The 10,725-nt window shown below is 77.5% G+C and carries 13 protein-coding genes and 1 pseudogene; 6 read left to right on the top strand and 8 right to left on the bottom strand.

Going from position 1 to position 10,725, the window contains the following annotated elements; all coding sequences use genetic code 11:
• A partial coding sequence (locus tag GTQ99_RS13825; protein WP_420814564.1) for a M48 metallopeptidase family protein occupies positions 1-631 on the bottom strand: 631 nt, incomplete at its 3' end.
• A 337-nt stretch (positions 632-968) separates the two neighbouring features.
• Between GTQ99_RS13825 and GTQ99_RS13820 the strand changes: the two genes are divergently transcribed.
• Positions 969-1,127 (top strand): DUF5679 domain-containing protein, encoded by a 159-nt coding sequence (locus GTQ99_RS13820; protein ID WP_166616313.1) that lies wholly within the window; start codon positions 969-971, stop codon positions 1,125-1,127.
• 80 nt (positions 1,128-1,207) lie between these two features.
• Positions 1,208-2,068, top strand: coding sequence for a hypothetical protein (locus GTQ99_RS13815; RefSeq protein ID WP_166616312.1), 861 nt, complete (start codon positions 1,208-1,210; stop codon positions 2,066-2,068).
• A gap of 23 nt (positions 2,069-2,091) precedes the next feature.
• On the opposite strand, the gene GTQ99_RS13810 is transcribed toward GTQ99_RS13815, so the two are convergent.
• The 4 genes from GTQ99_RS13810 to GTQ99_RS13795 form a co-directional block, all read right to left on the bottom strand.
• On the bottom strand, positions 2,092-2,424 hold the full coding sequence (locus tag GTQ99_RS13810) for a hypothetical protein (RefSeq protein WP_166616311.1): 333 nt from the start codon (positions 2,422-2,424) through the stop codon (positions 2,092-2,094).
• A gap of 2 nt (positions 2,425-2,426) precedes the next feature.
• A complete protein-coding gene (locus GTQ99_RS25205) occupies positions 2,427-2,693 on the bottom strand; it encodes a WhiB family transcriptional regulator (protein WP_338074989.1) in 267 nt (88 codons plus the stop codon).
• Between the two features lie 199 nt (positions 2,694-2,892).
• Positions 2,893-3,165 carry a hypothetical protein gene (locus tag GTQ99_RS13800; protein WP_166616309.1) on the bottom strand — a complete coding sequence of 91 codons (273 nt, stop codon included), beginning with the start codon at positions 3,163-3,165 and terminating at the stop codon, positions 2,893-2,895.
• Positions 3,166-3,368: 203 nt separating this feature from the next.
• Positions 3,369-5,486 (bottom strand): ATP-dependent DNA helicase UvrD2, encoded by a 2,118-nt coding sequence (locus tag GTQ99_RS13795; RefSeq protein ID WP_166616308.1) that lies wholly within the window; start codon positions 5,484-5,486, stop codon positions 3,369-3,371.
• A gap of 210 nt (positions 5,487-5,696) precedes the next feature.
• Here GTQ99_RS13795 and GTQ99_RS13790 point away from each other — a divergent pair, with 210 nt between their 5' ends.
• Together GTQ99_RS13790 and GTQ99_RS13785 are read left to right on the top strand one after the other, a co-directional pair.
• The gene (locus GTQ99_RS13790) at positions 5,697-5,921 is read left to right on the top strand and encodes a mycoredoxin (protein ID WP_166616317.1); all 225 of its coding nucleotides are present in this window, start codon (positions 5,697-5,699) and stop codon (positions 5,919-5,921) included.
• 92 nt (positions 5,922-6,013) lie between these two features.
• A complete protein-coding gene (locus GTQ99_RS13785; protein WP_205707458.1) occupies positions 6,014-6,547 on the top strand; it encodes a nucleoside/nucleotide kinase family protein in 534 nt (177 codons plus the stop codon).
• Between the two features lie 5 nt (positions 6,548-6,552).
• Here GTQ99_RS13785 and GTQ99_RS13780 read toward each other — a convergent pair whose 3' ends face one another.
• Both GTQ99_RS13780 and nudC read right to left on the bottom strand, forming a co-directional pair.
• Entirely contained in the window at positions 6,553-6,960 is a 408-nt protein-coding gene (locus GTQ99_RS13780; RefSeq protein WP_166616307.1) for a Rid family hydrolase, read from the bottom strand.
• A gap of 128 nt (positions 6,961-7,088) precedes the next feature.
• Entirely contained in the window at positions 7,089-8,063 is a 975-nt protein-coding gene (nudC, locus tag GTQ99_RS13775) for an NAD(+) diphosphatase (protein WP_205707457.1), read from the bottom strand.
• Between the two features lie 41 nt (positions 8,064-8,104).
• Here nudC and GTQ99_RS13770 point away from each other — a divergent pair, with 41 nt between their 5' ends.
• Both GTQ99_RS13770 and GTQ99_RS13765 read left to right on the top strand, forming a co-directional pair.
• Positions 8,105-9,022 (top strand): phosphotransferase, encoded by a 918-nt coding sequence (locus GTQ99_RS13770; protein ID WP_338074987.1) that lies wholly within the window; start codon positions 8,105-8,107, stop codon positions 9,020-9,022.
• Positions 9,023-9,046: 24 nt separating this feature from the next.
• Entirely contained in the window at positions 9,047-9,817 is a 771-nt protein-coding gene (locus tag GTQ99_RS13765; protein ID WP_166616305.1) for an endonuclease/exonuclease/phosphatase family protein, read from the top strand.
• 18 nt (positions 9,818-9,835) lie between these two features.
• Here GTQ99_RS13765 and GTQ99_RS13760 read toward each other — a convergent pair.
• Positions 9,836-10,725: pseudogene (locus GTQ99_RS13760) on the bottom strand (ATP-dependent helicase); the annotation flags it as partial.

The raw sequence follows: 10,725 nt of genomic DNA, 5'->3' as shown, positions 1-10,725 counted from the left end.
AGTCGGGCGCGTCCCAGCCGGTCGAGGTGACCTGCACGGCGGGCGCCCCGCCGTCGCGCTCGAGCCCCTCGTCCCCGCCGTCGTCGTCGTGGTGGCCCGGGCCCTCGCGACCGGTGGCGTGGTCCACGCCGGCGAGGAACCCCCGCGCCCGCTCGGTGCGGGGGTAGGAGCGCAGCAGGTCCCAGAAGGCGCGCGAGTGGGTGGGCACCAGCAGGTGCGCCAGCTCGTGCAGCAGCACGTAGTCCAGGACCCAGCCCGGCATCCCCTGCAGCCGGCTGGAGAGGCGGATGCTCGCGTCAGCCGGCGTGCAGGACCCCCAGCGGTGGTGCTGGTTGTCGGCCCACGTCACCGAGCGGGGGCGGGCCAGGCCGTCCAGGTGGCGCCGGGACAGCTCGCGGGCCCGGTCGAGCAGGTCGCCCTCGTGCGGGTTGCGCCGGCGGTCGGCGGCCTCCAGGCGGCCCACCATGCGCTCGACCCACTCGCGCTCCTCGACGAGGCTGAAGCGCGCCGGGATGAGCACCACGGTCCGCTCGCCGTCGCGGTAGGCGGACACGGTGCGGGTGCGGCGGCGGCTGCGGCGCACCTCGACCCGCCGGTCGGCGAGGTCGGTGACGGGGGTGGGTGCGTCCACGGTGACGGTGCGGGGGCCGGCGCGGTCGACGTCGTCCGCGATCACGTCCACGACGTCATCGGGCACGACGTCCACGTCGTCGGCGGCGAGGTCCACCGCGTCGTCGGCCTCGACCGCCGCGGAGGCGGCGTCGAGGGCTGCTGCACCTGCTCGGTGAGCCCTCATCTGCCGCAGGGTAGCGCGGGAGCAGCCCGGACGCGGGGATCTGCGATCACGCGCCCGCCCGGTCCTCCAGCAGACCACGGATCGCGGCCGCAGGCGCGCCGACGCGCCCGATGCGCGCGCTCAGGGCACGATGCCGGACAGGACGACCGTTCCACCGAGACGAGGAGGCACCATGGCCGACACCTGGACGGGCGAGTTCTACTGCGTCAAGTGCAAGGAGAAGCGCGAGGCGGAGGGCCAGGTCGTGGAGACCAACGGCCGCCGCATGGCCAAGGGCAAGTGCCCGGTCTGCGACACCAACCTCAACCGCATCCTCGGCAAGGCCTCCTGACCTCGCTCCGGCGCGTCCACGCCCCGCGGGGCTGTGGACGGCGCCGGGGGCCGGGCACCGGACTGCGGCAGGGTGGCCGCGTGTCCCGTGCGCTCCCGCCCCCGCCCGCGACGACGCCGGCGGGACCCCCCGTCGCGCGCCGCCCCGGCGGCCTCCTGCAGATCGGCTCCACCCCCCGCAGCGCCACCGTCCTGGGTCCCGGTGCACCCGGGGCCGGTGGGCCGGAGGTGCTGGACCGCCTCGGCCGGCCGGCCGGGGGTGTCGGCGTGGAGGCGCGGCTGGCCGCCGACGGGACGGCGTGGAACGCCTTCGACCCCGCGGGGCCGGCGCCCGCGCAGCGCTTCGCGGCGCGGGCGGCGGCGGTGGTCGCCGTGGTGGGCGGCGGCAGGACGGCGCGGCTGCTCCTGCAGCTGCTCGAGGACGCGGGCGTCGGCGCGCTCGTCACGGAGGACCCGGCGGCGCTCCCGCCGGCGCGGGCGCGGCCGGCGGCGCCCGCCGACCTCGTGGTGCTCATCACCCACCACGCCGCGCACGCGGTGCGGGCGGACGGGTTGCTGGCCGACGGCGTGCCGCACCTGTCGGTGGTGCTGCGCGACACCGACGCGGTGGTCGGCCCGCTCGTGGTCCCCGGCCGCTCGGCGTGCCTGCGCTGCCTGGACCTGCACGTCACCGACGCCGACCCCGGCTGGCCGGCCGTCGTGGACGCGTTCGTGCACGGACCGCGGGGGGCCGAGGAGAGCGCGACCGCCCGCGCGGTCGCCGGGCTGGCGGGGCTGCAGGTGCTGGCCCACCTCGACGGCGCGGGCGCCGCCGCGGTGGGCGCGACGCTGGAGCTGCTGCTGCCGGAGGGGACGGTGCGCCAGCGGTGGTGGTCGGCGCACCCGCAGTGCGGGTGCGTCGACCTCCCCCTGCCGGCCGGGCGGCCGGTCCGGGACCCCTGAGGCGGGTCCCGGCCCGCGCGCCCTCAGGCGTGGACGAGCTCACCGGCCGGCAGCTGCGCGGCCGCGGCCTCGGCGCGCTCGGCCAGGAGCGCGGCGCGGCGAGCGGCCACCTCGGCGCGGCGACGGGCGCGCAGCACCCGGGCGGCGCGCACCCGGGCAGCCGTGCGGTGCGCCTCCGCGACGCGTTCTCGGACGAGCACCTCTTCGACGTAGGACATCTGCGACCTTCTCCCGGGAGTTCCGCGCCCGGGGTCCCCGGGCGGATCGGTGGTGAGCGCGGCGGCGCCGCCCTCGTGCGTGCTGCTGCCGCCGGTGGTACCGGTGGCGGTGGTGGTGCCGGCTGTGCGGGCGGCCACGGTCAGGCGGCCACGGGGTGCTTGCGGGGACGCCCGCGGGGGCGCTTGCGCGGGACGACGACACCGGAGACGACCAGCTGCCCGCCCCACACGCCCCACGGCTCGGTGCGCTCGAGAGCGCCTGTGAGACAAGCGTTCGCGAGCGGGCAGTCCTGGCACAGGGACTTGGCCAGCTCGACGTCCTCGGGCTTCTCGGCGAACCAGAGCTCGGGGTCGTAGCGGCGGCAGGGCAACGGGTCCGGCGTGGGGCGGCGCTGCACGCCGCTCACCTCCTCAGCTCGTGCGGTGACAGCGGTGGGGTCGGCGGTTTCTCGGTGCGCGCGGTGCGGGGCGGTTCGCGAGGCGGTGGTGGGGTTCATCTCTCTGCGTTCTCCGGCGGGTGGTTCGACGTCGAAGAGCCCACGAACGCAAAGTGGCCGCGGACCCGAGTGGTGCGGGGTCCGCGGCCTGGGAGAGCCGGTCTACGAGCTAGACCGGCGGGCTCCAGGTCGGGTTCCCCACGAGCGGGAAGGTGGAGGCGTCCTTCTCGTCGACGCGCAGACGCGCGGCGACCACCTGCAGCGGACGCACTCCACCCGTGGACATGACCTGGGTGGACGCGTGGCTGCGCTGCCACGGGGCGCCGCGGAGGGCGGCCGTGGTGGTGTCGCGGACGACGAGGGTGGCGCTGGGGCAGGTGACGGCGTCGACGGTGAACTGCTGCACCGCGTCGAACGTCGTGTCCGTGGTCGTGGTGTCCACTGGTCTGCCCTCCCCTCACCGGTACCTGCGCGCGGCCTGTGCGCGCTGTCGTGCTCTCGACTGTAGGGGCACGGCGGTGACGACGACAACGTCTTTTTCCGCGGGTTTCGCCGACTCCTCCTGGTGACGTTCTCAACCACCGGGCGAGGAGCGGGAGGAGCCTTGCGCCGCAACGACGACGGCGACCGGCTGGTGATCCCGCGTCAGCCGCGGGAGAGCACCGCCAGGACCTCGTCGCCGTACTTGTCCAGCTTGGAGGGGCCGACGCCCGGGATCTTCGCGAGGGCCCCGGTGTCGGCGGGCGCCGCCTCGGCGATCGCCACGAGCGTGGCGTCGGTGAACACCACGTAGGCCGGCACGCCGGCCTCCTTGCTCGTCGCGCTGCGCCACTCGCGCAGCGCCTCGAACACCGCCTCGTCGTAGCTGGAGGGGCAGTCCGCGCACCGGCCGAGCTTGCGGTCGACGGCCGCGGTCAGCGACGTGCCGCACACCCGGCACACCATCGGCCCGCTGCGGCGCGAGGGGCGCGCGCCCGTCGCGGACACCGCGCGGCGCCCGGCCGGCGCGCTCTGCGGGCGCACCGCGTCCAGGAAGCGCGAGGGCTTGCGGCTGGCGCGGCCACCGGGGGTGCGCGCGTTCGCCCACGAGACGTGGATGGCCTCGCGGGCGCGGGTGATGCCCACGTACAGCAGCCGGCGCTCCTCCTCCACGTCGTCGGCCGTCTCGGCGAACGAGATCGGCAGCAGCCCCTCGCTGACGCCGACCAGGTGCACGACGTCCCACTCCAGGCCCTTGGCCGCGTGCAGGGACGCCAGGGTCACCCCGTCGACCGTCGGGGCGTGCTGGGCCTGGCCGCGCTCGACGAGCTCGTCGACGAGGTCGACCAGCGTCGCGCCGGGCCGCGCCTGCGCCAGCTCGTCGGCCAGGACGACCAGCGCCTGCAGCGACTCCCAGCGCTCGCGGGTGGCGCCGCCGGCGCTGGGCGCGTGCTCGGCCCAGCCGGCGGAGGTGAGCACCGCGCGGGTCTCCGACCCCAGCTCGTGGCCGGGCACCGCCGAGCGCGCCGCCCCGCGCAGCAGGACGATCGCGTCGCGGACCTCCTTGCGGGAGAAGAAGCGCTCCCCGCCGCGCACGACGTAGCCCACCCCGGCGTCGGCGAGCGCGGACTCCAGCGCCTGCGACTGGCCGTTGGTGCGGAAGAGCACGGCGATGTCCTTGGCGCTGCGCCCGGCGCGGACCTCGGCGGCGATGCGGGCCGCGACGCCGGTGGCCTCGGCGACGTCGTCGTCGTAGGCGGTGAACGTGGGCGGCGGTCCGGAGGGACGCTGGGCGATGAGCTCCAGGCGGGCGCGGGCGTGCCGGCCGGAGGCCATCGACAGCACGGAGTTGGCCAGCTGCACCACCTCGGGCGTGGAGCGGTAGTCGCGCACCAGCCGCACCAGGGTCGTGCCGGGGTGGCGGCGGGGGAAGTCCAGCAGGTGCTCGGGCGTCGCCCCGGCGAAGGAGTAGATGGTCTGGCTGGCGTCGCCGACCACGCACAGGTCCCGGCGCTCGCCCAGCCACAGGTCGAGCAGGCGCTGCTGCAGCGGGGAGACGTCCTGGTACTCGTCGACGACGAAGTGGCGGTACTGCTCGCGCACCGTGGCGGCCACGTCCGGGCGCTCGTCGAGGATGCCGGCCGTCAGCAGCAGGACGTCCTCGAAGTCGATGACGGCGCGGTCGGTCTTGACGTCCTCGTAGGTGCGCACCACCCGCGCGACCGTCGACAGGTCCAGCCCGCCCGGCTCGCCGCGGCCGGCGGCGGCGGCCAGGCGCACGTAGTCGTCGGGGTCGACGAGCATGACCTTCGTCCACTCCACCTCGGCGGACAGGTCGCGCACCCGGGTGCGGTCGGCCTGGATGCGCAGCCGGTTGCAGGCGTCGGCGACGAGCGGCGCCTTGTGCTCGACGAGGTGGGGCAGGGTGCCGCCGATGGACTGCGGCCAGAAGAACTGCAGCTGGCGCAGCGCGGCGGCGTGGAAGGTGCGCGCCTGCACGCCCGCCACCCCGAGGTCGCGCAGCCGGGTGCGCATCTCCCCCGCGGCGCGCGCGGTGAAGGTGACGGCGAGGACCCGGTTGGGCACGTAGGCGCCCGAGTGCACGCCGTAGGCGATGCGGTGGGTGATGGCGCGCGTCTTGCCGGTGCCCGCACCGGCCAGCACGCAGACGGGGCCGTCGAGGGTGGTCGCGACCTGCCGCTGCTCGGGGTCGAGGCCGTCGAGGACGGAGTCGGCGTCCGGGCGCGAGCCGGCGCGGTGCGCGAGGTCGGGTGCGGTCGTCATGGCCGGGCCATCCTCTCAACTCCCCGGGCGCCCTGGCGACAGGCGCGGCCCGCGGTGTGGACGGCGGCAGCGGGAAGATGCGCGGGGAGCCCGCGGTTGGCACCACAGCACGGGAAGAGCACGAGGGACCGCGGGGACCACCCGCACGCAGACGAGCGAGGAGCGCGCACAGTGCCGACGATCGAGGCTCCGGCCGCAGGCAGCGTCACGATGTTCACCACGACGTGGTGCGGCTACTGCCGCCGCCTGAAGTCGCAGATGGACCGCGAGGGCATCAGCTACTCGGAGGTCAACATCGAGGAGGTCCCGGACGCGGCCGACTTCGTCATGAGCGTCAACGGCGGCAACCAGACGGTGCCGACGCTGCTCTTCCCCGACGGCTCCGCGGCCACCAACCCCTCGGTGGCCGAGGTGAAGTCCAAGCTCGCCCCCTGAGCACCGCCTTCCGGCCCACCGGTCCGCGCGAGTTCGCCGACCGGTGGGCCGCCGCGCTGCCGCCCGGCGCCCGCGTCGGCGTCGACGGCGCCGTGGACGCCGACACCGCCTGGTACGCCGGGCACCTGGCCGACGCCCTGCGCGCCGCCGCCCGCCCCGTGCTCACGGCCGGCTGGACGGGCTTCTGGCGCCCGCGCTCGCTGCGCCTGGAGCACGGCCGCGACGACCCGGACGCCTTCCACGACGGCTGGCTCGACGTCGCGGGGCTGTGGCGGGAGGTCCTCGGCCCGCTCGGCGCGGGCACCGGCCGCCGGTGGGTGCCCTCGCTGCACGACCCGGCCACCGACCGCGCCTCGCGCGCGCCGCGCGAGGCCGTGCCCGACGACGCCGTCCTCGTCTTCGCGGGCCCCTTCCTGCTGCGCGAGGACCTGCGGGGAGGCTTCGACGCCGTGGTGCACCTGTCCACCTCCGACGCGGCCGTGCGCCGGCGGGTGGCCGCCGACGACGCCGAGCGCGTCCTCGGCGGCTGGCACCGCTACCTGGCCGAGTCCGAGCCGGCCGGCCGCGCCGACGCGGTGCTGCGCTGCGAGGACCCGCGCCACCCGGCCGAGCTCGTGCGCGGCTGAGCCGCTCAGTCCAGGACCGCGACCGCCTCGACCTCGATGAGCAGGTCGGGCTCGCCGAGCGCGACCACGCCGATGAGGCTGATGGGCTTGCGCAGGTCGGTGCCCAGGCGCTCGGCCGCGCGCTGGACGCCCTCGACGAGCGCGCCCGCGCTCTCGGGGCGCCAGTCGACGAGGTAGGCGGTGAGCTTGACGACGTCGTCGAAGCCCGCGCCCGCGGCGGCCAGCGCCGCGGCGACGTTGAGGTAGACCTGCTCCGCCTGGGCCGCGAGGTCACCGGGCCCGACGGGGTTCCCGGCGCCGTCCCGGGCCACCTGCCCGGCGGTGTGCACGGTGCGCGAGCCGGAGCCCACCGCCACCTGGTGGTAGAGCTCGGGCACGGGCAGGTCGGGCGGGTCGATCAGCTGGACGGCCACGGTGGACCTCCTCCTCCGGCCGCCGGGCCGGTGAGCGCGTGTCGGGCGCCATGCCTAGCACCCCCGCGCGGCGCTGCACACCCCCCGCGCGCCGCCGCCCGGCCCCGAGCGGGGCCGCTGCGGCCCGCTCAGGCCCAGGCGTCGCCCGCGGGCACCGGCAGCGGCCCGCCGTACCAGGCCTCGATGAGCCGCCGGGCGATGGAGACGCCCGGCGGCGGCAGGACCCGCCCCGCGCCCACCTCCTCGGCCAGCTCCTCGCGGGTGAACCAGCGCGCCAGCGCGATCTCGTCGCCGTCGACGCGGATGTCGGTGGTGAGCGCGCGGGCGGCGAAGCCGACCATGATGCTCGCCGGGAACGGCCACGGCTGGCTGCCCAGGTAGCGCACGTCGTCCGGGGCGCCGCCCACGACGATGCCCGCCTCCTCCAGCACCTCGCGGCGCACGGTGTCCTCGAAGCACTCCCCGGGCTCCACGAAGCCCGCCAGCACCGAGTAGCGGTTGGCCGGCCACACGGGCTGGTGGCCCAGCAGCAGCCGGTCGTCCGGGCTGATCACCGCCATGATCACCGCGGCGTCGGTGCGCGGGAAGTGCTCCTTGCCGCCCGGCTCGACCTTCACCCAGCCCGCCGAGGCCGAGCCCAGCGGCTCGCCCGTGCGCGGGGAGAAGCGCGTGACCGCGTGCCAGTTGCCCATCGACAGCGCCTCGGTGAACAGCCCCGCGTCGCGCGCCGGCAACTGCTCGCCGACCTCGCGCAGCCCGCGCCACTCCTCGTCGCCCGCCGAGCCGTCGGCCGCCTCCGGCTCGGAGTCGGCGGAGACGACCGCGACGTGCTCCACGCCGTCGTGCACGCCGAGGTAGAGCCGCAGGTCCTCCGGACCCGGCGCGGGCACCTCGGCGGGGGCGCGCAGCACCAGGCGCGGACCCTCGCCGGTGACCACGACGGGGGCGCGGCCGGCGTGCACGCGCAGCACGCGGGTGCCCGGCGAGGCCCACAGCCGCTCCAGCAGCCCCGGCGCGCTGCGCGCGGCTCCGGCGCGGTCGAGCTGCTGGCGGGACAGGGCCAGGTCGCGCAGCGGAGGACTCGGCAGGCTCACGGGGGTCACTCCTGCACCCTATGCAGCACCGCGGGCCCTACCGTGGGGGCGTGCCCGCCCGCTCGCCCCAGGTCCTCGCCGCCCTCGCCACCGCCGCCGTGCGGGGCCTGGACGTGGTGGCCGCCGGTCCCGCGGACGACGACGGCGCGGACTTCGACACCGCCGTCGTCGTCGACGCCGAGGGGCGCCGCTTCGTCGTGCGCTCCCCGCGCCGGCCCGCCGCGGCCGCGGCGCTGGACGCCGAGGTGGAGCTGCTGGCCCGGCTGCGCGAGCCGCTGCCCTTCGCCGTGCCGCAGCCGGCCGGCACGCTCGTGCTGCCCGAGGGCGGGCGCTGCGTGGTGCACCGCGAGCTGCCCGGCACCCCGCTGGACCCGGGCTCCCTGCGCCCCGGCCCCGGCCTGGCCGCCTCGCTGGGCGCCGGGCTGGCCGCGCTGCACCAGATCGACGGCGCCGTCGTCGCCGACACGGGCCTGCCCGTCTACGACGCCGAGGAGTACCGCAAGCGCCGGCTCTCCGAGCTGGACCGGGCGGCCGCCACCGGGCACGTGCCGCCGCGGCTGCTGACGCGCTGGGAGGTGCTCATGGAGGACGTCACCCACTGGCGCTTCGCGGCCACCCCCGTGCACGGCGACCTCGTCGGCGAGCACGTGCGCACCGACGGCGAGGTGCTCACCGGCATCACCGGCTGGGTCGACGCCAAGATCGCCGACCCCGCCGACGACTTCGCCTGGCTGGCCGTCGGCGCCGACCCGGACGCGCTGGAATCGGTGCTGGAGGCGTACGCGCACGCGCGCTCCGAGCCGCCGGACCCCGACCTGCTGCTGCGCGCCCGGCTGGCCGGCGAGCTGGCCCTGGCCCGCTGGCTGCTGCTGGGCCTGCGCGTGGAGGACGCCGGCATCGTCGAGGACGCCCGGCGGATGCTCGACGACCTCGACGCGCACGCCGACTCCGTCCCGCTGGGCACCTGAGGTGGCGACCTGAACGGCGTGCGGGTGCGCGTGGCCTCCGTCAACGCCGCCTCCGGGCGCGACCTGGGCAGCGGCGCGGTGGACACCGCGGCGCTGGCCGCCGCCGTCGCCGGCCTGGGCGCCGACGTCGTCGCCGTGCAGGAGGTCGACCACCTGCTGGCGCGCAGCGGCGGAGCCGACCAGACCGCGCAGCTGGCCGCCGCGATCGGCGGGCTGGGGCGCTTCACGGCGACCGTGCACGGCACCCCGGGCACCCCCGGCGGCTTCCGCGACGCCACCGGCACGCAGCCCGCCACCCCCTCCTACGGCATCGCCCTGCTCAGCCGGCTGCCGGTGCGCGGCTGGCAGGAGCACCGGATGGCGGCCGGGCGCGGCCGGCTGCCGCTGGTGGTGCCCGGCGCGGGGCTGCGCTGGATCCCCGACGAGCAGCGCGCCGTCGTCGCCGCGGTCGTGGAGACCGCGGCCGGGCCGCTGACGGTGCTGTGCACCCACCTGTCGTTCTCCCCGCCGCGCGCCATCGGGCAGCTGCGGGCCGTGCGCGCCTTCGCCGCGGACCTGCCGCGCCCGCTGCTGCTGCTCGGCGACCTCAACCTGCCGCCGGGCGTGGTGCGCCGGGTGCTGCCCTGGGAGCCGCTGGCCACGGGCCCGACCTTCCCCTCGCCGGCCCCGCGCATCCAGCTCGACCACGCCCTCGGCGACGGCCTGGCGCCCGGCGCCCGGGTGTCGGCGAGCATCCAGGTCCTCGGCGGCAGCGACCACCGCTGCCTCGTCGTGGACCTCGACCTCGGCGGCTGAGCCGCCCGGCCCGCGGGCTCAGGCGAGCGGCACCGAGCGCACCAGCGCCTCCAGCTCCCCGGCGCCCAGCAGGTCCACCGGCCGCACCGTCTCGCCCGTGGCGGCGTGGAAGGACGCGGCGCCGACGTCGGCCAGCGGCACCCGCCGCCAGCGCGACCAGGCCAGCCGGTGCACCGCCAGCTGCACGTCGCGCGCCCGCGCGGCCTCCCCGGTCGGCGGCGACCCGCTCCTCCAGCCCACGACGTCCCAGCGCGTGCGGCCGTCCGCCTCGCCGCGGAAGACCGCGTCGAGGCGCGCGCGCACGAGCAGGTCCGCCACGGGCGTCTGCAGCGCCACCGCCACCGCCACCGGCCGGCGCCCGGCCCACTCCGAGGCCAGGAAGCGGCGCTGCAGCTGCGCGAGCGCGGCCGCCTCGACGTCCTCGCCGTCCAGGCCGTCCTCCTGCGCACCGGGCTGCGGCAGGTCGAGCAGCGGCAGGTCCGGCTGCGGCACGTCCGGCAGCGGCAGGTCCAGCTGCGGCGCGGCGCTGAAGCGCTGCTCCAGCCAGTCGCGGAACGCCGGCCCGCCGGCGGCTGGCAGCGGTCGGCGCGGCAGCGGCCGGCGCAGCACCAGCGCCAGCTCGTCGGGGTCGCGGGCCAGCAGCGCCAGCCGGGAGGCCGACAGGTGCGCCGGCAGCACGACCTGCGGCGCCCGCCCGGCCGCGGCCCGCTCGGCCAGCAGCAGCCGGGTCTGCTCGGCCCACCCCGCGACCTCCTCGTCGTGCTCCTCCTGCTCCGCCTCCGGCAGCACCGCGCCCTCGCCCGGGTCGCCCGGCTCGCCCGCCCGCCCGCGCAGGGCGGCGCGCACGAGCGCCGCGCCGGTCTCCACGTCGGCGCGGCGCGCGGCCAGCGGGTCCGCGGGCCAGACGG

The sequence above is a fragment of the Kineococcus vitellinus genome, assembly GCF_009906315.1.
Taxonomy (GTDB): Bacteria; Actinomycetota; Actinomycetes; order Actinomycetales; family Kineococcaceae; genus Kineococcus; species Kineococcus vitellinus.
Note: the sequence above shows the minus strand (reverse complement) of the source record. Positions and strands in the feature narration are given on the sequence as shown.